Annotated in this window: 19 protein-coding genes; 10 read left to right on the top strand and 9 right to left on the bottom strand. The window is 39.7% G+C overall.

Going from position 1 to position 22,953, the window contains the following annotated elements; genetic code table 11:
- Window positions 1–37: 37 nt before the first annotated feature.
- Window positions 38–2,554 carry a TonB-dependent receptor domain-containing protein gene (locus KZP23_RS20465; RefSeq protein ID WP_226333676.1) on the top strand — a complete coding sequence of 839 codons (2,517 nt, stop codon included), beginning with the start codon at window positions 38–40 and terminating at the stop codon, window positions 2,552–2,554.
- Window positions 2,555–2,633: 79 nt separating this feature from the next.
- Here the strand turns inward: KZP23_RS20465 and KZP23_RS20460 are convergent, their stop codons facing one another.
- The 5 genes from KZP23_RS20460 to KZP23_RS20445 form a co-directional block, all read right to left on the bottom strand.
- Window positions 2,634–4,070 (bottom strand): RagB/SusD family nutrient uptake outer membrane protein, encoded by a 1,437-nt coding sequence (locus KZP23_RS20460; RefSeq protein WP_226333675.1) that lies wholly within the window; start codon window positions 4,068–4,070, stop codon window positions 2,634–2,636.
- Between the two features lie 216 nt (window positions 4,071–4,286).
- Complete coding sequence (locus tag KZP23_RS23080) at window positions 4,287–5,909, bottom strand: SusC/RagA family TonB-linked outer membrane protein (protein WP_262904750.1); 1,623 nt, start codon at window positions 5,907–5,909, stop codon at window positions 4,287–4,289.
- Window positions 5,867–7,147 (bottom strand): SusC/RagA family TonB-linked outer membrane protein, encoded by a 1,281-nt coding sequence (locus KZP23_RS23075; protein ID WP_262904749.1) that lies wholly within the window; start codon window positions 7,145–7,147, stop codon window positions 5,867–5,869. The genes KZP23_RS23080 and KZP23_RS23075 overlap by 43 nt, the downstream gene beginning before the upstream one ends.
- 679 nt (window positions 7,148–7,826) lie before the next feature.
- Complete coding sequence (locus KZP23_RS20450) at window positions 7,827–8,807, bottom strand: pyruvate dehydrogenase complex E1 component subunit beta (protein ID WP_226333674.1); 981 nt, start codon at window positions 8,805–8,807, stop codon at window positions 7,827–7,829.
- A gap of 95 nt (window positions 8,808–8,902) precedes the next feature.
- The gene (locus tag KZP23_RS20445; RefSeq protein ID WP_226333673.1) at window positions 8,903–10,264 is read right to left on the bottom strand and encodes an NAD-dependent succinate-semialdehyde dehydrogenase; all 1,362 of its coding nucleotides are present in this window, start codon (window positions 10,262–10,264) and stop codon (window positions 8,903–8,905) included.
- A 184-nt stretch (window positions 10,265–10,448) separates the two neighbouring features.
- Here KZP23_RS20445 and KZP23_RS20440 point away from each other — a divergent pair, with 184 nt between their 5' ends.
- Both KZP23_RS20440 and KZP23_RS20435 read left to right on the top strand, forming a co-directional pair.
- Complete coding sequence (locus KZP23_RS20440) at window positions 10,449–10,955, top strand: metallophosphoesterase family protein (RefSeq protein WP_226333672.1); 507 nt, start codon at window positions 10,449–10,451, stop codon at window positions 10,953–10,955.
- 29 nt (window positions 10,956–10,984) lie between these two features.
- Complete coding sequence (locus tag KZP23_RS20435; RefSeq protein WP_226333671.1) at window positions 10,985–11,719, top strand: EcsC family protein; 735 nt, start codon at window positions 10,985–10,987, stop codon at window positions 11,717–11,719.
- Window positions 11,720–11,772: 53 nt separating this feature from the next.
- Here the strand turns inward: KZP23_RS20435 and KZP23_RS20430 are convergent, their stop codons facing one another.
- The gene (locus KZP23_RS20430; protein ID WP_226333670.1) at window positions 11,773–12,579 is read right to left on the bottom strand and encodes a 3'-5' exonuclease; all 807 of its coding nucleotides are present in this window, start codon (window positions 12,577–12,579) and stop codon (window positions 11,773–11,775) included.
- 362 nt (window positions 12,580–12,941) lie between these two features.
- Between KZP23_RS20430 and dnaB the strand changes: the two genes are divergently transcribed.
- Window positions 12,942–14,540, top strand: coding sequence for a replicative DNA helicase (gene dnaB / locus KZP23_RS20425; protein ID WP_226333669.1), 1,599 nt, complete (start codon window positions 12,942–12,944; stop codon window positions 14,538–14,540).
- Window positions 14,541–14,579: 39 nt separating this feature from the next.
- Window positions 14,580–15,587, top strand: a complete 1,008-nt coding sequence (locus tag KZP23_RS20420) for a quinone oxidoreductase family protein (RefSeq protein ID WP_317198019.1) — start codon at window positions 14,580–14,582, stop codon at window positions 15,585–15,587.
- A gap of 13 nt (window positions 15,588–15,600) precedes the next feature.
- Here KZP23_RS20420 and KZP23_RS20415 read toward each other — a convergent pair whose 3' ends face one another.
- Entirely contained in the window at window positions 15,601–15,933 is a 333-nt protein-coding gene (locus tag KZP23_RS20415; protein WP_226333668.1) for a tetratricopeptide repeat protein, read from the bottom strand.
- A 449-nt stretch (window positions 15,934–16,382) separates the two neighbouring features.
- Between KZP23_RS20415 and KZP23_RS20410 the strand changes: the two genes are divergently transcribed.
- From KZP23_RS20410 to KZP23_RS20395, 4 genes are all read left to right on the top strand, one after another.
- Complete coding sequence (locus KZP23_RS20410; protein ID WP_226333662.1) at window positions 16,383–17,120, top strand: electron transfer flavoprotein subunit beta/FixA family protein; 738 nt, start codon at window positions 16,383–16,385, stop codon at window positions 17,118–17,120.
- Window positions 17,121–17,146: 26 nt separating this feature from the next.
- A complete protein-coding gene (locus tag KZP23_RS20405) occupies window positions 17,147–18,112 on the top strand; it encodes an electron transfer flavoprotein subunit alpha/FixB family protein (protein ID WP_226333661.1) in 966 nt (321 codons plus the stop codon).
- 7 nt (window positions 18,113–18,119) lie between these two features.
- A complete protein-coding gene (locus KZP23_RS20400; protein ID WP_226333659.1) occupies window positions 18,120–18,725 on the top strand; it encodes a bifunctional nuclease family protein in 606 nt (201 codons plus the stop codon).
- Between the two features lie 122 nt (window positions 18,726–18,847).
- Window positions 18,848–20,134, top strand: a complete 1,287-nt coding sequence (locus KZP23_RS20395; protein WP_226333658.1) for a NupC/NupG family nucleoside CNT transporter — start codon at window positions 18,848–18,850, stop codon at window positions 20,132–20,134.
- A 147-nt stretch (window positions 20,135–20,281) separates the two neighbouring features.
- Here the strand turns inward: KZP23_RS20395 and KZP23_RS20390 are convergent, their stop codons facing one another.
- Window positions 20,282–20,719 carry a peptidylprolyl isomerase gene (locus KZP23_RS20390; protein WP_226333657.1) on the bottom strand — a complete coding sequence of 146 codons (438 nt, stop codon included), beginning with the start codon at window positions 20,717–20,719 and terminating at the stop codon, window positions 20,282–20,284.
- Between the two features lie 149 nt (window positions 20,720–20,868).
- On the opposite strand from KZP23_RS20390, the gene KZP23_RS20385 reads away from it, so the two are divergent.
- Window positions 20,869–21,138, top strand: coding sequence for a hypothetical protein (locus tag KZP23_RS20385; RefSeq protein ID WP_215223609.1), 270 nt, complete (start codon window positions 20,869–20,871; stop codon window positions 21,136–21,138).
- A 41-nt stretch (window positions 21,139–21,179) separates the two neighbouring features.
- Here the strand turns inward: KZP23_RS20385 and pckA are convergent, their stop codons facing one another.
- Window positions 21,180–22,778: a phosphoenolpyruvate carboxykinase (ATP) gene (gene pckA, locus KZP23_RS20380; RefSeq protein WP_394370947.1), complete on the bottom strand. Its 1,599-nt coding sequence runs from the start codon at window positions 22,776–22,778 to the stop codon at window positions 21,180–21,182.
- Window positions 22,779–22,953: the final 175 nt, after the last annotated feature.

The following is a 22,953-nucleotide window of genomic DNA, read 5'->3' as shown; positions in this document are numbered from 1 at the left end:
TTAATATTGTATAACTTTACCATTTAATCTTAATTTCATGAATTCTCTATTAAAAACTTTGTGTTTTTTAAGCTTGATTTTGATATCAGTTAGGCCTACAGGCTATGCACAGACTGCTGATGATTCAAAAGAAGCTAATTACCAAATCACAGGAACGGTGGTGGAGTCCTCTTCCGGCGATCCTGTGGCCTATGCTACCGTGATGCTTTTGGAATCAACTTCTGAAAAGAATATTTCTGGGGGTGTTGCCGATGATGAAGGTAAATTTTTTATTACTGGTTTTAAGCCAGGAAAATACAGGCTTAAAATTAACTTTGTGGGTTTTGCCCCCTATGTTAATGAAAATATAATCGTAAAAGCAGGTCAGAAATTGGTCAATTTGGGAGAAATAGATATGGAAGAGGAGTCTGTTTCTCTGGAGGAGGTGACCGTGCAAGGGCAGCGTGAATTGATCACAGAAAAGGTGGACAGGACAATTTACAATGCGGAAAATGATAAAACCACTGTAGGTGGCGATGCTACAGATGTACTGAGAAGGGTGCCGATGTTATCAGTTGATTTGGATGGAAATGTGTCCATGAGGGGAAGTAATAATCTGGTTGTATTGATCGACAATAAGCCTTCCACCATGTCAGCCAGTAGTATAGCGGATGCGCTAAAACAAATTCCAGCTGATGAAATCAAGTCCGTAGAAGTCATCACGTCTCCCTCTGCCAAGTATGATGCAGAAGGCTCCGGTGGGGTGATCAATATAGTGACCAAGAAAAATAATCTACAAGGTACATCCTTGAGTATCAATACCAGTGCAGGTATGAGAGGCTCCAACTTGGGTTTAAATGCCAGTGCTAGAAAAGGCAAGTGGGGATTTAATTTGGGGGGATTTGGTCGAGCAGGTTATAATATCAAAGGAGGTTTTGAGAATAATCAGCGTGTAACCAATCCGGATGGATCGATTTCCAATATTATCCAGAGCTCTGATACGCGAAACAATATGCTTATGGGCAGGTATAATTTTGGAGTGGACTATGAAATAGACAAATACAATTGGTTGGCCGCATCGGTGAACTTTGGGATGTTCAATAGGGATACCAAGCAGGATAACTTATTGACTGAGAATTATCTAGATGATGAATTGGTCAATGCCCTGATGAGAAGGGTAAATACAGAAGATCTTTCCAATACGGTGGATATCAGCTTAAATTATACCAAGACCTTTGAAAAACCGCAGAAGGAGTTTAGCATTATGACCCTTTATAGCCGAAATAATAGAACTAATGATTTTGTACAGGCTCTTTTGGATGGGAACTTTGAAAATGTGGAGTCCAGAATCAAGAATGAAAATGCCAGTAACAATCAAGAGTTTACGGTTCAGGTGGATTATGTGACGCCTTTAGGGGATGGAGAAAACCAAATTTTGGAATATGGTGCCAAAAATATTCTTAGAAGGGTTAATAGTGATTATGCTTATTTTACTGCTGATGGAGCTGATGGAGAATACTTGGAAAGTGATAATGCTCAGTACAGCAATGTTTTTGATTATGATCAAAATGTGACTGCAGGTTATCTGTCCTTTACTCAAGGCTTCCTTAAACACTATACTGCAAAGGCTGGTGTGAGATATGAATATACGACGATCAATGCTGATTTTAAAAGTGGAGAAGTAGAGGGAGAAATACCTAATTATGGGGTTTTGGTACCAAGTGTTAATTTGAGCCGGAAGCTGAAAAGTGGCAATATGATCAAGGCCGCCTATAACCGTAGAATCCAAAGGCCTTCACTTCGGTTTTTGAACCCGAATATTCAAAGTTCAAACCCAACGCAAATTTCGCAGGGTAATCCGCTTTTGGATCCAGAGTATACAGACAATTATGAATTGTCCTATAGCACTTATCTCAATGCAACGAGTATCAATATCTCTACCTTCTTTAGAAATACCAATGGATCTATCCAGCCCCTTCGTACAGTTCAGGATGATGGAGTGATCTATACCACTTACGAAAATATTGGTAGTGAACAATCCATAGGTATAAACCTGTTTGCCAATATAAATGTGTCCAATAAGTTATCTTTCAATGGTGGAGTGGATTCCTATTATACCATGATCGACAATAATGTGGGAAATCCACTTTATAATGCTTCCAATGAAGGTTTTGTGGTAAGTGGACGTATGTTTGGTAACTATAATATCACAGACAGTTGGGTGTTGCAGGCATTTACCTTTGCCAGAGGACGTAGGGTCAATCTTCAAGGATACGATAGTGGTTTTGGAATATATGGTTTGAATATTAATAAGCAGTTTGCAGAGAAAAAAGGAAGTGTTGGATTTGGAGCAGAGAACTTTTTCACCTCAGAATTCAAAATGAAAAATGAAATAGTTTCACCAACCATTATTCAGAACAGTACCAATATCATGCGTAATATGAATTTCAAGATCAATTTCAGTTATAGATTTGGAAAAATGAGTGTGGCGCCTCGTCGTAAAAAGAAATCCATCGAAAATGAAGACCTTAAAGGTGGTGGGGGAGATAATGGAGGAATGATGGGAGCGCAATAAGATCATCATGTGGGTTAATTAACAGAAAAAGCACATCGGATTTCCGATGTGCTTTTCTTTTATATCAACTTTTTGAAGTTTACCAACCGGTGTTTTGCGGTAGTAAATTTCCATCAATATTGATTTCATTTTGAGGAACTGGCCACATCAAAAGTTTGTCATCATAAACTCTTTCATGACCAACTACACTAGTGACATTTTCCATTGAAGCTTGCAAATCTGCTGCTCCATATCTCAAAATATCAAAATAGTAATGTCCTTCAAATGCAAGTTCCAGCCTTCTTTCTTTTTTGATGGCTGTTCTCAATTGATCCTTGGTCAAACCGGCAGGAAGGTCATCCAGGCCTGCTCTGTTTCTGATTTTGTTTACGGCATCATAGGCAATGGCTGTTGGACCGTTTAGTTCATTTTCAGCTTCTGCCAAGTTCAGTAAGATCTCAGCATATCTAATGACAACGAAATTGGCATCTCCGTCATCAGTAATCAAAGGATCTTCAATTACTCCTTTGATCAAGGCAAGGCCTGTTTCGGATCTGACTGGGTCAAAATCTTCTCCTGCGAATGTCTGACCTTCTTGAAGAATCGTGATGTTCTTTCTGATGTCTCCAGTTTCATATACGTCAGCCAATTCCTGTAATGGAGAGTAAGGAGGAACGCCAAAAGCTGGAATAGCTCCAGAACTGGCATTAAAGGCACTTCCTACTCCTGCTGTACCTGTTTTGCCCAAAAACTGCACCTCGAAAATCGATTCAGTGCTGTTGTTTTCCAAAGCAGGCAAGAACATGTCCTTGTAGTTTGCTGTAGGTAATAGGTCATAGCCTAGGGCAGAGACTTGATTGGCCGCTTGTATTGCTTCACTGTACATTTTATTGTACAGATAGACTCTTGATTTCAAGGCAATGGCAGCACCTTTGGTCACTCTGCCAATATTAGAAGGACCATAAGATGAAGGTAAGTTATTCATGGCATAATCAAGGTCCGCCAATACCTGCGTAAGTACCTCTGACTTAGGGTTTCTGGCCACCATTGATTCTGCAATAGTTTGCTTGGTCAAAATCAAAGGAACGTCTCCATAAAGATTGGTCAGGTGGAAATAAAACAAAGCTCTCAAGAAACTCGCTTCTCCCAAAATTCTGCTTTTGGTTTCTTCTTCCATTTGAATCTCTGGAACGTTTAGCAAAACTTCATTTGCCCTAACGATGCCTTCATAAGATTTTCTCCAGAAATTCAGTGGCCAAACACTTGAAGCATCAAAGCCCCTTCCTTCACTGATTTCAAGATAATAATTAAAGGAATACTGAGAGTAGGCATTGTCAACCAATGCATCAGAATGCCTCATGAAATCCCTGTACATATGGTTATGAGCAAGGACATTATAGACGCCGTTGATACCTAAAATGGCATCGTCACTAGTCGCCCAAAATTCAGGTGCGCCGATTGAATTAAGTGGATAACGTTCTAAATCAGCACATCCCAAACATAGAGCTGTCAGAATAAATGCAATATATTTTTTCATGATTTTCACTTTTTAGATTTAGAATGAAAGATTAACACCCATGGTGAAAGATTTGGCTTGCGGGTAACTGTCGTTTACATTGTTGAAAGTAACCGCATCTTCTGGGTCAAATCCATCGACAAATTTGGTGAATGTCAGTAAGTTTTGACCAGAAACATAAACCCTTGTATTGGAGAAACCGAATTTGGAAATGGTTTCGGCAGGTAGGGTGTATCCCTATTCAATATGTTTCATTCTAAGGTAAGAAGCATCTAGGATGGCAGCACTGATAGCAGGTCCTACAAATAACGAATTGTTGTATTTGTAACCTGTGGCTACCCTAGGGATGTCAGTGTCGGTATTTTCAGGAGTCCATCTGTCCAAGAAGGCTGTAGTCAAATTACTGAACCCTCTTAATCCATCAGTACCATAAACACCATTCTCTACATCTCTACCCAAAACTCCCTGGAATAGAACGCGGAAATTAAATCCTTTATAATCTGCGGTTAGGGTCATGCCGAACGTGTTTCTGATATTAGGGTCACCAATGATCACTCGGTCAGCAGCATCAACCACGCCGTCACCATTGGTGTCATCATAGATATAGTCGCCAGCGCTTACCAAAGAACCTCCTGGCTGAACACCATAAGTTTCAGAATCTTGTGCTTCTGCATCTGACTGGAAGATACCAGTGATGATATGTCCATAGAAGGAGTTAATAGGATACCCTTCTTTGGTCAGTACTTTATTGGCAGAAAGGAATTCACTGTCCAGCTTTAATACCTTGTTGTCATTGTGTGACCAGTTTCCTGAAATGGAATATTGGAATTCGCTGCCGATGTTTCCGTAGTAGTTTAGTGAAAATTCATAACCACGGTTCTGTACTTCGCCTTGGTTTTGTACAGGTGGGGTAAGGTTACCCAAAGTAGCAACCACTGGTGGGCTCAATAGTACATCTAGGGATTTTCTTACATAATAATCTGCAGTCAGCGAAAGTTTGTAATTAAACAGGGTCGCATCCAATCCGATGTCAGAAGTTTGTGTAGTTTCCCATTTTACGTTTGGATTGGCCAGGGCCCTTGCTGCTGCTCCGCTTACCAAAGAGTTTCCGATGACATATGGTTGGTCCAAATTGATCGTTACAATACTTGGGTAATTACCAATATTTTGGTTTCCAAGTTGGCCCCAGCTGGCTCTTAATTTCAATTCATTGACTTCTGTCAAATTGGCCATAAAAGCTTCTTTGTCCATATTCCAGCCTAATGAGAAGGAAGGAAAAGTACCAAATCTGTTGTTTTCTCCAAATCGGGAAGAACCATCATATCTAACATTTATTTCAGCTAAATATTTTCCTTCATAGTCATAGTTTATCCGGCCAAAGAACGATTCCAGTGCCCATTCGCTGGCATTACCAGAAACACTCGGGTTCAAGGAGGCAGCGTCCAATTCTATCAGCAGATTGCTATTGTAGCCCTCATTACCTGCAGAAAGGAAGTCTTGCCTATAAGCTTGGCTGGTATAGCTCAACATTCCGCCAATAGTTGATTTACCTATGGTTTTGGTATATCTACCGGTCAACTCGAAGGTCGAAGTAGTACTCAATAAATCGGTTTCACGGTATTCTCCTAGACCATTTCCCGTAAAGACACTTTCACCGTCAGATACGGTCAGTTTATTTCTAAAGAAGCTTTGTTTTCTGTCCTGTACATAAACGGAACCGTTGGCCCTGAAGACCATGTCTTTGATAGGTTCCAGTTCAAAGTAAAGGTTTGGCGTAGCTCTATAGTATTTGGTGTTGTCATTGCCTCCATATTTGGCTAGGCCAATTGGGTGGATGCCACCGTCGGTTCTTCCTGCCAATACCACATTTCCAGAAGAAATATAGCATTATCATATCTGAGAGGGGATAGTGGTGCTTTTCTGATCATGTCACGAATAAGCTGTGTTACACCATATCCAGAATAGTTCGGCTCATTACTGTCCGTTAAACTACCAGAGATATTGATTCCCGTTCTTACTTTATCGGAAACTTTTACGTCAACATTTGAACGGAAGTTATATCTTTTGGAGTCTGTTTCGATAACAATACCTTCTTGGTCTTGAAAACCTGCAGAGAACATGTATTTAACATATTCAGTGCCGCCAGTTACAGATAGGTAGTGGTTTTGAAGAGGTGCCCCTTTGCGGTATCCATCTTCAAAAAAACCTTTGGTAGAATACCTGGAGTCACCACCATTTAGGAAAAGATCCAATTCTTCTTCTGAGTAAACTTCAGGTCTGCCGGTATTGGTTTGTGCTTCGTTCTTCAAACGAGCAAAGTCATACGGGCTTAGCATTTCTGGTGTGGTGGTAGCACTTTGGAAGGCCATATATGAGTTGATAGAGACTTTAGGCTTTCCGGACTTACCTCTTTTGGTAGTCACTAGAATAACTCCATTGGCTGCTCTGGCACCGTAAATGGCAGCGGAGGCAGCATCTTTTAAAACTGAGAAGCTTTCGATATCATTAGGGTGTACATCATTAAGGGTGGATTGAACTCCATCTACCAATACCAATGGCGCAGAATCACTGTTTTGTCCTTCTACAGAAGTTCTTACAGTACCGATACCCCTGATCTGAATAGAGGGAGCGTCATTACCTGGCTGGGCAGATCCTTGGATCAATTGAACACCTGAAACACGGCCAGAAAGGGCATTTGCGGCACTGGTAACACTTTGACTTCCAATATCTTCACTTGATAATGTTCCCACTGCACCGGTTAGGTTTTTCTTCTTTTGTGTACCATAGCCGACAACGACAACTTCATCCAAAGAGGCGCCAGTTAAGGCCACATCTATAACGTTATTGCTGCCAACTGCTATTTCCTGAGAGGTATATCCAATAAAGCTGAAGACTAATGTCGCATCCTCAGCAACGGAAATGGAATATTTACCATCTAAATCAGTAATTGTGCCTGAAGCTTGGCCTTTTACCAAGATATTGGCTCCTGGAAGAGGCTCGCCTGTCTCTCCATCAGTCACGGTTCCTGTGATTGTTACATTTTGAGCAAATGCAATACTAACCACAAAGAACGCAATGAGTGTAAATAGTTTTTTCATAAGCGATTGTTTAAGTTAAGTAATTGAAATTGTGTACTATAAGGTGTGTAAGTGCGTGCTAGAACTAGGGTGGTTAGATTAGGGTCAGCTTATCTGCCTTTTGAGGTACGACTTTATTGTACAGGTTCTTGAAATACGGATAGTTTCAAGAAGGGGCGAGGAGGTGTTTTCTCCTTGCGGCTATTCAAGGGAGTTTGTAATTAGGCTACTAAAATAAATAAAATAGGCCCACTGGACAAATTAAACTAAATATAAATTTAAACTTTCGTTTAATATTGTTTTATATGTACTAATGTTTTGAATGGTTTTATATTGGTTTTTGTTTGATTTCTATTTTACTACTTATGGAATAAAATTGTGAGTTTTTAAACTGGATTTTGTTATTGTTTATTTATTTTACCCAAATGAGATTACAAGCAAAATTTTATAATGGAAATGATAGTTTGGTGATTGTTGCTTATTTAGGGAGTTTTGGTCTGAATAAAATTAGAATCTCGACCAATGGTAATGAGGCTTAATGGCCAAGATATAATGCAGTTTTTGTTTGTCTTGATGATTTTTATTGGCTATGACAAAGGTTTCAGAATGGAACTGGTCGAGTAAAAATAAACTAGTCAAAAAAAAAAGCGGTCAATGAGTATGAGCTCAATGACCGCTTATATATTTTAAACTGTTGGGATTACTTAGCGTAAGTAACTTGCTTAACAGCGTCAATGGTTCTTTTTACATTAGGCAAAGTAGCTTCTATATAAGTAGGTGCATAACTCAATGGGATATCCATGGAATTCACCCTTAATACTGGAGCATCCAAATGATCGAACATGTTTTTCTGAACATTAAATGCAATATCAGTTGCTAAAGAAGAAATTGGGTTGGCTTCTTCCACTACCACACATCTATTGGTTTTCTTAACAGATTCGTAAACAGTGGCGTAGTCAATAGGCCTAACAGTTCTTAGGTCGATTACTTCTGCTTCAATTCCATCTTTTGCCAATTCTTCAGCTGCTTCCAAAGCTACTTTCATGATTTTACCAAAAGAAACAATGGTTACATCTGTCCCTTTTCTTTTGATATCGGCTACTCCGATAGGAAGTAAATATTCTCCTTCAGGTACTTCTCCTTTGTCTGAATACATCAATTCAGATTCCATAAAAATAACTGGATCGTCGTCTCTGATAGCGGACTTCAATAAGCCTTTGGCATCATAAGGGTTGCTAGGGACAACTACCTTTAGACCAGGAGTGTTTGCAAACCAATTTTCGAAGTTAGAAGAGTGGGTGGCACCAAGTTGACCAGCATTTCCAGTAGGTCCTCTGAAGACTACAGGGACATTGTACTGGCCACCGGACATGGCATACATCTTCGCTGCTGAGTTGATGATCTGATCAATAGCCACCAAAGAAAAATTGAAGGTCATGAATTCTATTATAGGTCTTAGACCGTTCATTCCGGCCCCAACGCCCAAACCAGCAAAGCCAAGTTCTGCGATAGGAGTATCGTATACTCTCTCAGGTCCGAATTCATCCAACATACCTTGGGTCACCTTATAGGCTCCGTTGTATTCAGCCACTTCTTCTCCCATGAGAAACACGTTTTTATCGCGTCTCATTTCCTCGCTCATGGCCTCTCTTAATGCTTCTCTAAATTGTATAATTCTCATTTTTTAGCCAAAATTTTCGCCTGTAAAAATAGAAAGTAATCCTTCAATTACCAAGCCCTGAGAGGAATTAACCAATAATTAGAAAATAAACATGGTTAGCCAATAAAAACGGTTTTGATATTCACGAATTCCTTAATGCCATTTTCAGCTAATTCTCTTCCATAGCCTGAATTTTTTATGCCTCCAAAGGGAAGGTGAGGGTTGGAAGCAACCATGGAGTTAATGAAAACAGCACCTGATTCGATTTCCCTGGCCAGTCTATCTGCTTTTGCTGCATCACTGGTCCACAGAGCTGAACCCAATCCAAAATCGGAATCATTGGCCATGGCGATGGCTTCTTTTTCATCTTTGACTTTAAAAACAGCGGCGACTGGACCAAATAATTCTTCACTATAGGCTGGCATGTCAGGACTCAGGTCACCTAATATATAAGGTTTGAAATTCGCCTTTCCTTTATCCGGACGACTACCTTCAAGAATTACTTTGGCACCTTGGTCGATGGAGGATTTCACCTGTTGGTAAAGTTCCTCTGCTAGATCTGGTCTGGCCATGCAGGCGTACCCTGTCTTTTCATCCAGTGGATCGCCGCTTTGGTAATTTTGAATATGTGTTTTAAAAGCTTTGATGAATTGATCATATACTGGTGCCTCGATAATAAAGCGTTTGGCTGCAATGCAGCTTTGACCAAAATTGATCATGCGACTTTTTGCCGCAGTTTCTGCTGCAACTTCAATGTCTGCATCTTTGAGGACGATAAAAGGATCACTGCCGCCCAGTTCTAAAACTGTTTTTTTGATTTGTTTTCCTGCCTGGGCAGAGATAATTTGGCCCGCCTTTTCGCTACCTGTTAGCGTCACAGCTTTTACTTTAGAATGGTTAATGACTTTTTCTACTTCTTTGGATCCTATGATTAAAGTTTGAAAAACACCTTTTGGGAATCCTGCTTTAGTAAATACTTCTTCAATGGCTAAGGCGCATTGTGGAACGTTGGAAGCATGTTTTAGTAAACCTGTATTTCCTGCGGTTAAGTTGGGAGCAGCAAATCTGAAAACCTGCCAAAAAGGAAAATTCCAGGGCATTACCGCCAAAATAATTCCCATGGGGTCATAAACTACTTTGGCTTTTTTTCTATCGGGAAGGTAAATGGGCTCGTCTTTTAAAAAACCCGCTGATTTTTCGGCATAATATTCACATACCCAAGCACATTTTTCTACTTCTGCACGGGATTCCGAAATCACCTTTCCCATTTCCAAGGAAATGATTTCAGCATATTTTTCCTTGTTTTTTCTAAGGATTTCAGCAGCCTTATTCATCAGAGAACTTCTTTCAGCTATTGACCTTTTTTTCCAGCCTTGGAAAGCGGCTTCACCTTTATTAATGATTATATCAATATCCTCTTCGGAATGCTCTTCTACATCTTTTAGTAACTCGCCAGTATAGGGATTAATGGATTTCATTTATTGAGAATTTTTGTTTTTAGTACAACAATTAGACATTATTCTTTGAAATCGGAGCAGAAACTGTTCCTAATTCAAAGGTATTTCAGATTAATCTTTAAAAGGTAGTTTTATCCAAATGCCAAAATGTATTTCTTTGTTTTTATTTTCTAATTCCAATAAGAAGTTAAGCATATTTAATATTATGATAAAAGTAGCATTGATTTCTGATTCGCATAGTTATATAGATGGAAAAACCATTGAACATTTGGAAGATGTGGATGAAATCTGGCACGCGGGGGATATTGGCGAGGAAAATGTAATAGATTCCCTTCCCAAGGGAAAAACGCTGAGGGTGGTTTTTGGAAATATAGATGATCAAGCTGCAAGGGAAAAGTATCCTGAGGAACTGGTTTTTGAACAGGGAGGAGCCAAAGTGCTGATGTTACATATAGGAGGGAAGCCACCTAGGTATGCCAAAGGAGTAAAGAAAAGAATCAAAGAAGTTAAGCCCAATATTTTTGTTTGTGGCCACTCCCATATTTGTAAAGTAGAATTTGACGCGGAGTTAGGATGTCTTTATATGAATCCCGGCGCGATCGGAAACCATGGCTTTCATCAGGTGAAAACACTTTTGAAATTTGAATTGGAAGAGGGCAAACCAAAAAATCTTCGCGTCGTTGAATTAGGGAAGAGAGGAAGTCTGAAATGATCCATCTTTTAAATATGAGGTGAATAAATATGGTGCTTTACGAGGAAATAGCTTTTTATGAGATGAATGCTTGGCTCAAAATGGTCAAGAAAAATCCATCTATTATAAATAGAATGGCCAAAGGCCTTCAGCACAAGATCAATGAGATCATTCCAGGCAAGATCCACCAGGCCATTACCTATGCCATTGAGAAAATGGTCAAAGGCGTGCTTTTTGGTTCCTCTTATATTAATACCAAGATAGTAGAGCAAATTCCCTTTGAGGGCAGGGAGCTAAAAATAAAGAATAAAATAAAATGGTACCAGAGGACAGCTTCTGTGGAGGGGGCGGTCACGGGTGCTGGTGGGATATTAATGGGAATGGTTGATTTTCCTGCTTTTCTGGCTATCAAGATGAAGATGCTGTTTGAAGTAGCATCCATGTATGGCTATGATGTAAAGGATTTCAGGGAAAGGATTTATATTCTTTATGTTTTCCAGTTGGCCTTTTGCAGTCAACAAAAAAGAAGAGAATTGATTGGGCTGTTGGAAAATTGGTCGAGTTATAAGGAAAACTTACCAGATAGCGGTGACAATTTCGATTGGCGAAGTTTTCAGTTAGAGTACAGGGATTATATGGATCTGGCCAAGTTGGCCCAGTTGATCCCTGTTATTGGTGCTGGTGTGGGCGCTATAGCCAATTGGCAGCTTACCGATCATTTAGGGAAAACAGCCATACAATGTTATCGTTTAAGGTATTTTGAAAAGAAGAAGGAGCTGAGCTGATCTCCGCAAACATTATGTTCAAAAAAATGACCGCTTTTTAAGCGGCCATTTGATTATCTATTATTAAAATTCCTCAGTTTTATCTGGGTAAATTTCCTTTTGGTGTCCAATGGAAAGTCACCTTTCATCATCCAGTCATAATAATTAGGCTCTTCTTGAAGGACCTTTTCTACTGGTTTGCCTTTGTGCTTGCCAAAATTAAAGCATTCCACCCCATCATCATTGAAAATAAATCTTCCAGCTAGGTCTACCATTTTTTCGTTGATCAGGGCATGGATTTTTTTCATGTCATTTTCGATGATACCAAGTTTATTTCCTTGCAGATCAATGGCTTCTTCGTTTTCATATCTTTCCACTTGGGCTTTAAATACCTCGTAAGTAGCTATGGTGTCAGCTTCAGCACTATGCGCATTTTCCAAGGTCTTGCCACAATAGAATTTATAGGCTGCTGTCAGGTTCCTTTTTTCCATCATGTGGAAAATTTTCTGGGCATCCAGCAGGTTTCTTTTTTCTATATCAAAGTCTATTCCTGCTCTCAAAAACTCCTCAACCAAAAGCGGGATATCGAATTTGAGCACATTGAAGCCTGCCAAGTCAGCCCCGTCCAAAAACTGGTGCAATTCTTTGGCGATGTCCTTAAAGGTAGGGGCGTCTTTAATGTCCTCATCATAAATTCCATGAATCAAAGAAACCTCTTTAGGGATAGGAATAGTTGGGTTGATTTTCATGGTTTTGATTTCTTCCTTACCGTTTGGGTGGATTTTTACAAATGAAAACTCCACTATTCTGTCTGTAGAAATATTTATTCCGGTGGCTTCAAGGTCGAAAAATGCTAAAGGGGTTTTTATGTTTAAAGTCATTTGTTTTTTATTTGAAAATTATGGCTACTATTAGAGAAAAGCCCGATAATCGTAAAAGGTACATTTTTATTTTCTCCCAAAGATAAGATATTAGAATTAAAATTACGGTGCCTGCTAGCGCCTCTTTGTAATTTCTCAAGGGAATGAAGAATTAGTATGAATTTGGTGAAATATGCCCTTATATTTGTTGCTCAAATTTTACCGGTTCCTTGAAATCTTAGAAGAGGAAAAATATAGGAAATGGTGCGAATTAGGTAATAGTAAGCAGTAATAGGTTACTTAACACTTTATTAATGAATTTGTTAATAGGGTGTGAATAAGTTGTTTAAAATCTTTGGTTTAAAGGAGCTACATTTGTTGTTATGGCAGAAGGAAATACTACAGGAAGAGAAAGATCATCTTTTAGGCGAAAAAACGGCGCAGAGAAAGGTTTTGGGGTAGGTGTTGGAAAGATACCACCGCAGGCAATTGATTTGGAGGAAGCTGTTTTAGGTGCTTTGATGTTAGAAAAGGAGGCCATCACGGCAGTGGTGGATATTCTTAAGCCTGATAGTTTTTATAAGGATGCACATAAGGAGATTTATGATGCTATTCTTCAGCTTTTTAATGAAAGTGAGCCCATAGACTTGCTTACGGTAACCAACAAATTACGTAAGAATGGAAAGTTGGAAGTAGCAGGAGGCGCTTTTTATATTACTGAACTGACTTCTAAGATATCTTCTGCGGCCAATATTGAGTATCATGCTCGGATCATTACAGAGCAGGCCATGAAGCGCCATATGATCCGTATTTGCTCGGAAATCCAATCTGAGGCATTTGAAGAAACTACAGATGTTTTTGAGCTTTTGGATACAATGGAGCAGTCCCTTTTTGAGATTTCAGAAAACAATATCCGTAAAAACTATGCGGACATGAAATCCATTATGAGGGAGGCTATCTCAGAGTTGGAGGGTAAGAAAGATCTTTCAGATGGTTTGACCGGGGTGCCTAGTGGGTTTACTGCCTTGGATAGGGTAACCTCTGGTTGGCAAAAATCAGATTTGGTTATTATTGCGGCACGTCCTGCGATGGGTAAGACGGCCTTTGTACTTTCTGTACTCAGAAATGCAGCAGTGGACCACAATAGACCAGTGGCCATCTTCTCCTTGGAGATGTCAGCGGTACAGTTGGTTAACCGTCTTATCTCTTCCGAGGCAGAATTGGATTCAGAAAAGATCAAGAAAGGTAATCTGGCTGATTATGAATGGGAGCAGCTTATCCATAAGACCAGTAAGCTGTCTTCGGCACCATTGTTTGTGGATGATACACCGGCACTTTCGATTTTGGAATTGAGAGCAAAATGTAGAAGGCTGAAAGCCCAAAGTGATATTCAGATGATCGTAATTGATTACCTTCAGCTGATGTCAGGAGATTCCAAAGCCAGTGCTAGTGGAAACCGTGAACAGGAAATTTCAAGTATCTCAAGGGCCTTGAAAAAGATCGCTAAGGAACTTGAAGTTCCAGTGATTGCACTTTCCCAGCTTTCCAGGGCTGTGGAGACCAGAGGTGGAGATAAACGTCCACAACTTTCGGATTTGAGGGAATCAGGAGCGATCGAGCAGGATGCTGATATAGTAATGTTCCTTTACCGACCTGAATATTACGGTATCAATGAGGATGAAGAAGGAAACAGTACTTTAGGAACTGGAGAGGTAATTATCGCTAAGCACAGAAGTGGTTCCCTGGAAACTGTTAGGCTTCGATTCATTGGTAAGTATACCAAATTTGCTGACTTGGAACTCAATGTTCCCTATCAGCCCCAAGCGCAGGAAGCCATGTATGGTAATAAATTTCCAAGTGAGGCAGGGGGGAAAGGATTTGATGACAGTAATATGATCAGAATCCAAAGTAAAGCCAATGGACCAGATGAGGACGATTCATTTCCTGGGGGATTAGGGAGTAATGAGCCTGCACCTTTTTAATAGCTAGTTTATTATTGTTCATCAATAACCAATTTCTAAATGACCATGAAGGCCTTAGTTTTAGATCAAAATACTTCTTTTGGAATTAAGTTAAGTGAGGTAGAATTGCCTGCTTTGCAATCTCATGAGGTAAGAGTGAAGTTGTATGCTGCTGCACTGAATAGAAGAGATGAATGGTGTCGCCAAGGCCGGTATCCCAATATTCAGAATGGGGTGATTTTGGGTTCTGATGGAGCTGGGATAGTAGAAGCGGTAGGAGAGGAAGTAGATAAGGATTGGTTGGGCAAGGAGGTTATCATCAATGCCGCCAATCATTGGGGAGAAAATCAAAAGGTACAATCGGGCGAGTTTCAGATTTTGGGCATGCCTAAAAATGGAACTTTGGCTGAATATGTACAGGTGGATGTGGACAGGTTGCTTAGTAAACCTTCTCATATGTCATTTGAGGAAGCAGCAGCCCTACCTTTGGCCGGTTTGACGGCATACAGGGCCTTGTTTTATCATGGCCAGGTAAAGGCTGGCCAAAAGGTTTTGGTGACAGGTTTTGGGGGTGGAGTGGCACAATTTGCCACACAATATGGTATTGTCGCTGGGGCAGAGGTTTACGTCAATAGTAGTAAGGAAGATAAGATCAACAAGGCTTTAGAGCTTGGTGCAAAAGCGGGTTTTGACTATAGGAAGGAAGCTTGGGTTGAAGAGGCCAAATCTATTAGCGGGGGATTCGATCTGATCATAGATTCAGCAATGGGGGATACTCTTCCAGGACTGATCAATTTATTGGTTCCAGGAGGAAAACTTGTTTTTTATGGCGCTACTTTAGGGAATCCACCCATGTTAGATGCTAGAAGAGTCTTTTGGAATCAATTGACCATTCAGGGTACAACCATGGGCAGTGATCAGGATTTTAGGGATATGGTGGATTTTGTTACAAAAGAAAGTATACAACCAGTGATCGATTCAGTAAGGCCTTTGGAGAAAGTTTTAGAAGCTTTTGAATTGATGTCAAATGGAAGTCAGACAGGCAAGATCGTGGTGAAAATAAATTAAAAATGACAGGTGCTTAGTCCAGGTCATTTTCAAAAATAAAATTTTGATAGGCATTTTTTAGCTCCCTGAGGGCATGAAGGTTATTTTGGCTTTGAGCCAAATCAATTCCCGTTTTATAGATTTGTTGGGCTTTGTCAATTTGATCCATTTCAGCAAAAAAGGCAGCGGCATGGAAGTAGGTGGGGAGGTATTTTGGATGATGTGTGATTAACTGATCAAAATATTCTGCTGCTTTAGATGGCGCTGAATTTTGGTGTTCCAGGGCAAGTGCATATATATTGAAAGGATTGTCGGGTTCATCTTTTATAAATTGCAATAATTGCTCAATTCGGGATGATTTACTCATAGTAAGACTAGTGATTTGATATGTTTTTCGATTGATTTTTCGTGAATACTTGCTCGCAGGACAAAAATAGTGCTTTTCGGTTAGGATTTTATATTCATTCTGGGAACCTTATTAGGTTAGAATATCTCAAAGGTTATCGTATGTTTCTGATAAATTAGGATTTAGGCTAGAAATAGGCATTTATAGTTTGGTTAAGTATAACTATAAATTATGGACTATAGCCAAAATCAATTGGAATCGGATGGGTAATAAAAGACGTTTTTTTGTATTTTTGGTCATTCCAAAAACATGGTTTAATTCATGTTTGGGAGAATTGACAAAAAAGGAACATTAATATTGCTGTTCATATAAGTTTTTCCAATTTGACAGCGGATATTTTTTTTGCATGAAACTTGTGAAGTTTGTGTAAGGAAGATTTAAGTATTTTAATAGACAATAAAATTATACATATGAAAATTCTGGTTTGTATTACCCACGTCCCGGATACCACATCTAAGATTCAATTTACCGAAAATAACACCCAATTTGACAAAACGGGGGTACAGTTTATTATTGGTCCTTATGATGATTATGCATTAGCGAGAGCAGTTGAACTTAGGGATCAAACTGGTGGTAGTTTGACCGTTTTGAATGTAGGCGAAGCAGAAACAGAACCTACCTTGAGAAAAGCCTTGGCTATTGGAGCTGATGAGGCGGTAAGAATTAATGCTTTTCCTTCGGATTCGCTTTTTGTGGCCAATCAAATTGCTCATTATGCCAAAGAAGGCAATTATGACTTAATATTGATGGGAAGAGAGTCGATAGATTTCAATGGTGGAATGGTTCATGGAATGGTCGCAGAAATGCTTGGTGTACCATCTGTTTCCCCGGTTATGAAATTGGAGATTGAAGGGGAAACCGTAAAAATGGCCAGGGAGATTGAAGGAGGAAAAGAATATTTGGAGGCAAAGTTGCCTTTGGTAGCAGGATGTCAAGAACCAATTGCAGAATGGAAAATTCCTAATATGAGAGGGATTATGTCTGCCAGGACCAAGCCATTGAATGTGGTGGAGGCTGTGAATGATAAAACTGCCACCAAGACGGTATCTTATGAGCTTCCACCTACTAAAGGAGCAGTGAAACTTATCGACAAAGACAATGTAGAGGAGTTGGTTAAACTTTTACAAAACGAAGCCAAGGTGCTTTGATTTCCGGGATTTTAAAAAAGAATATTATGTCAATTTTAGTATATATTGAGCACGCTGAAGGTGCTATCAAAAAAACTTCATTAGAAGCTGTATCCTATGCTAAGGAACTAGCGGCCCTAGAAGGTCAAGATGTAGTAGCGGTGGCCTTGGGAACCATTGAAGAATCGGCTTTAGGCCAAGCTGGAACTGCTGGTGCTTCAAAGGTATTGCATGTAAATGATGAAAAGCTAAATGCAGGGGTGATCCAAGCCCATGCGGATGCCGTTGCCCAAGCTTTTGAAAAAGTGGGGGCACAAACTTTGGTTTTGGCCAAGTCTTCTCTTGGTGATGCAGTAGCAGCGAGGTTATCCGTAAAATTGGATGCAGGACTGGTATCCAATGTGGTTGCCCTGCCAGAAACCAATGGGGGGTATAAGGTAAAAAGAAGTATCTATACAGGTAAAGCTTTTGCCTTTTCGGAGATTACTACAGATAGGAAAATATTAGCGGTTAAAAAGAACGCTGTTGGACTCAAGACTGATGGAGATGCAGCTTCCGTGGAGGCTTTAGAGGTGAATTTACCTGAAAGTGACTTTGTTGCAAAAATTACAGCAACAGATAAGGCAACCGGTGAGATATCATTGCCAGAAGCAGATATTATAGTTTCGGGTGGTAGAGGTCTTAAAGGTCCAGAAAACTGGAATTTGATAGAGGACTTGGCCAAGGCAATGGGAGCGGCAACAGGTTGTTCCAAGCCTGTATCTGACAGTGGATGGAGGCCTCACCATGAACACGTAGGACAAACAGGTGTAAAAGTTGCACCAAGTTTATATGTTGCAGTTGGAATTTCAGGAGCTATTCAACATCTTGCAGGTGTTAATGCTTCTAAATATATTGTGGTGATCAATAAAGATCCAGAAGCGCCATTTTTCAAAGCTGCTGACTATGGTATAGTGGGAGATGCATTTGAAATTTTACCAAAGTTAACGGAGGCTGTAAAAGCATTAAAGTAATTAACTAGTGGAGAATACTGTAGAATTAGAAATATTAGGTTTGTCCTCAAATCATTCCCAATCAGGTTCATTTACCTTGGTTATGGGAGAAATAACTGGAACCAGAAGGCTTCCGATAGTTATTGGAATGTTTGAGGCCCAGGCCATCGCCATTGAGATCGAGAAGATCGTCCCGAATAGGCCGATGACCCATGACTTATTTAAGTCCTTTGCTTCTAATTTTAATTTCTCGGTGGACCATATTTTGGTTTCAGACATGCGGGAAGGTGTATTTTATGCTAAAATAGTTTGTAAGGATGATGAGAAGACCGTTGAGATAGATGCAAGGCCTTCAGATGCCATTGCGATAGCAGTGAGGTTTGATGCCCCTATTTTTTGTGAGAAGAAAGTGATGTCTGAGGCAGCTATTGAATTTAATGAAGAAGAGGAGGCAAAAAGTGAAAAAGAAAGTGCTTCCAGCAGTCCTAAAACCAGTCCGACCAAAGCCCAAAAACATGAAGCATTGAAGGATTTTAGCTTAGAAAAGTTGAACCAAATGCTGGAGAAAGCCATCAATAGTGAGGACTATGAACGGGCGGCCAGGATAAGGGATGAAATAAATCGTAGAAACTGACCATCTAAAACCTGAGGAATTTTTCTCAGGTTTTTTTATTTTCTATATCCTTAAATAATCTAACTTTAGGATTCTTATTTAAATGAGCAAGCGTAATTTGAAGGGTTTTCAAATGAATTTTTATGGAATATATTAGAGGGTTAATTGGAGTGATGGCCTTGTTGGCTGTTGCTGTGCTTTTTTCGGCTAACAGGAAATCGGTTGATTGGCGATTAGTAGGAATTGGGGTGACATTACAGGCCATTTTTGGGTTCTTGATTACCAAGGTTGAATTTGTAGAAAAGGTGTTTACTGGCGTCAGTGGAGCATTTGTTAAACTTTTGAGTTTTGCTCAAGCGGGAGCAATTTTCTTGTTTGGAGATTTAGCTACTGATTCTTTTGGAACCATATTTGCCTTTCAGGTCTTACCTACGATTATTTTTTTCTCTACCGTATCGGCTGGATTATATTATCTGGGTGTGCTCCAAAAAATCGTATTTGGGATAGCATGGGTAATGTCCAAAACCATGAGGCTTTCTGGAGCAGAAAGTTTGTCTGCTGCAGGAAATATTTTCTTAGGTCAAACAGAAGCACCTTTATTGGTGAGACCATTCATACCTTCGATGACCAAGTCTGAATTAATGTGTTTGATGACCGGAGGGATGGCCACCATAGCTGGAGGGGTATTGGCTGCTTATGTGGCTTTTTTGGGCGGTGATAGCTTAGAGGAACAAAGCCGCTTTGCTTCCTATCTCTTAGGTGCCAGTATCATGAACGCACCGGCAGCGATAGTGATGTCAAAAATCATCATTCCAGAAACTAATAAGGAAGGACTTAATGATAAGCTTGAAGTAAGTGATGAGGAAATGGGGGTGAATTTAATAGATGCCATGTCTATCGGAGCTGCTGATGGATTGAAATTGGCGCTAAATGTGGGCGGGATGTTATTGGCATTTATAGCAGTGATTGCAGCTATTAATTATTTATTGGAAGGAGTGATAGGGGATTGGACAGGGATCAATGCATATATAGCGAGCTCTACTTCAGGACAGTTCCAAGGGTTTTCTTTGGAGTATATATTGGGGCAGGGTTTTAGGGTGTTTGCATGGCTAATGGGCGTGGAATGGCAGGATACCTTACAAGTGGGGTCTTTACTGGGACAAAAAACCGTCATTAATGAATTTGTGGCATATTCTGGATTGGCGGAAATGAAGGAGTCAGGCTCCTTAAGTAACAAATCGATCGTTATCGCTACCTATGCACTTTGTGGTTTTTCTAATTTTAGCTCTATAGCCATTCAAGTAGGAGGTATTGGAAGTATTGCACCTAATCAGCAGGGAGCATTGTCCCTATTGGGAATGAGGGCATTGCTTGGGGCTACATTGGCATGCATGATGACAGCGACGATTGCAGGAATGCTTTTTGGCTAATTGAATAAAAAATGCCTAATATTTAAAAGAAACAGGGACATCAGCGTGAAAATATAGTTTGATGATCAGTTTAGAATAGCATTGCCAAGTATCAAAAAAGGTTAGCTTCACATAGTAAGGCTAACCTTTTTTGAAATTTGAGAAGTATTAATCTTCTGAAATTACAATTTTTTCAATTTTATCACCGGCTTTGATTTGGTCAATTACATCAAGGCCTTCTATTACCTTTCCAAAACAAGTGTGGTTTCTGTCAAGGTGTGAAGTATTCGCTCTACTATGGCAAATGAAAAATTGAGAACCACCAGTGTTTCTACCTGCATGTGCCATAGATAATACGCCTCTGTCATGGTACTGATTATCACCATCAAGTTCACAGTCGATTTGGTAACCAGGTCCTCCAGTTCCATTTCCTGTGGGGCAACCTCCTTGGATTACAAAGTTAGGGATTACTCTGTGAAAAGTTAATCCATCATAAAATCCTTTCTTGGAGAGTGTTACGAAATTTTCAACAGTATTGGGAGCATCTTTCTCATAGAACTCCACTTTCATTGTACCTTTCTCTGTGATTATCTCAGCTGTTTTCATACAGTTTTTTTGTGCAAATATACTAAAACCTCGCTTTTTAGGAAGCTTGATAAATATTTTTATGATTAAATTTTATAGTGGAAAAGTACAAAATACTTTATTTTGGCTTGCAATTTGAGTAAATTATAAGTAATCAAACTATTTGAATCATGGATAATCGAGAAAAATTGAAAAAAATGGACAGGGCGCTGAGGTTGTTAGAAGATTTGAAAAACAGTCAGGTTGCTTTGATTGAAAAATCATCACAGCTGCAGCTAGATGCCATGGAGTTTAACTTTTCAAACATGGAAAAAAATATGGGAGACTTATATTCGAGGTATAATGATTCTTTGGATATGTTAAATGAGGAGCTGGAAAGGTTTGAAATTAGAAGGAATAAGTTTGAACGAGAAAATGGCTTGGATAAGCCTGAAGAATAAATAAAACAGGCCGGAGAACAAAATCCGGCCTGTTTTTTTGTTTAGACGATCGGGGCTCCCGACACTATTTCATCAGAAGCATAATCCAGATACTGTTCAAAGTTGTTTTGAAATGCCTTCGCCAGTTCTCTTGCTTTTTGATCATAGGCCTGTTGGTCTTCCCAAGTATCTCTAGGATTTAAGATTTCACTCGGAACATTTGGACAGCTTTGTGGTATGGAAATTCCGAAAATGCTATGATTTTTAAAATCCACATTATCCAATGTTCCTTCCAATGCGGAGGTAATCATCGACCGGGTATATTTTAGTTTCATCCTTTTACCTACTCCAAATGCTCCACCAGTCCATCCGGTATTGACCAACCAAACATTAACTTCCTGATCTTTCATTTTTTTGCCCAGAAGGTCAGCGTATCGTGTAGGGTGTAAAGGTAAAAAAGCTGCTCCAAAGCAGGCAGAGAAAGTAGCTTGCGGCTCTGATACCCCCATTTCTGTGCCTGCGACTTTTGCCGTATAACCAGAAATAAAGTGATACATGGCCTGTCCTGGACTAAGTTTTGAGATAGGAGGGATTACTCCAAAAGCATCTGCAGTTAGGAAGAAAATGTTTTTTGGTATTGTTCCCAAAGGAGGTTCTACAGCATTTTTTATATGGTTTAATGGATAGGCCGTTCTGGTGTTTTCGGTCACTTCACGATTTGTATAATCTACCGTTCGTGTTCCAGGATAGCATCTGGTATTTTCTATGATGGAGCCAAATTTTATAGCATCCCATATTTCAGGTTCTTTTTCTCTAGTGAGGTCAATGACTTTTGCATAGCACCCTCCTTCAAAGTTGAATACACCATTATTGGTCCAGCCGTGTTCATCATCACCGATGAGTTTTCTGTCAGGGTCAGCAGAAAGGGTGGTTTTTCCAGTGCCAGAAAGCCCAAAGAAGATGGCGGTGTCTCCATTTTTGCCCATGTTGGCAGAACAATGCATTGACAGGACTTTTTCTTGATGGGGAAGTATAAAGTTTAGCACAGAAAAGATTCCCTTCTTGATTTCTCCTGCATAGGCTGTTCCTCCAATTAATATAACCCTTTTACTTAGGTTCAGAATGGCAAAGTTTTTACCTCTGGTACCGTCTGTTTCAGGATTAGCCTCAAATTCAGGGGCACAAAGTATGGTAAAGTTGGGATCAAAATCCATTAGTTCTTCTTTGCTGGGCCTGAGAAACATATTATGGCAAAACAGGTTGTGCCAAGCTAGTGTGTTATAAACCCTTATGTTTAACTTGTAGCGGCTGTCTGCACCAGCATAAACGTCTCGAGCATAGATTTTTCTTTTTTGCATATGCTCCAGCATTTTGTCGTAGAGTTGGTCAAAATGCTCCTCACTGATAGGAATGTTGATGTCTCCCCACCAAATGGTATTCTTGGTAAGTTCATCTTCTACTATAAACCTGTCCTTGGGAGACCGACCGGTGTATTTTCCCGTGTCGGCCATGAGACCACCTACATCTGTAAGTAATCCTTCATTGTTTGAAAGGGCATGTTCAATAAGTTCAGCAGGACTTAAGTTGAAATAAAAATGTCGTTTGTTCATCCATTGAACTTCCATCAATGGGTCTGAAAAGGTGTTTGTTGGGCTAATCATAATTCTTTAAAGATATTTGGGTTACACATGGTGTTTTGTGTTACTACAAATATAGGCTAAATAAGTAGTAAAGTATCTAGTATTAGTTTGAAAAATCTTTGATTTCAAACGATTTCGTAGGGGTTTTTGGGGCTTGTGTTCCAATCTGATTGTGCTGTTTCGGAGAGAATAAATA

The organism is Echinicola marina (assembly GCF_020463795.1).
In the GTDB taxonomy this organism is placed as follows: Bacteria; Bacteroidota; Bacteroidia; order Cytophagales; family Cyclobacteriaceae; genus Echinicola; species Echinicola marina.
Note: the sequence above shows the minus strand (reverse complement) of the source record. Positions and strands in the feature narration are given on the sequence as shown.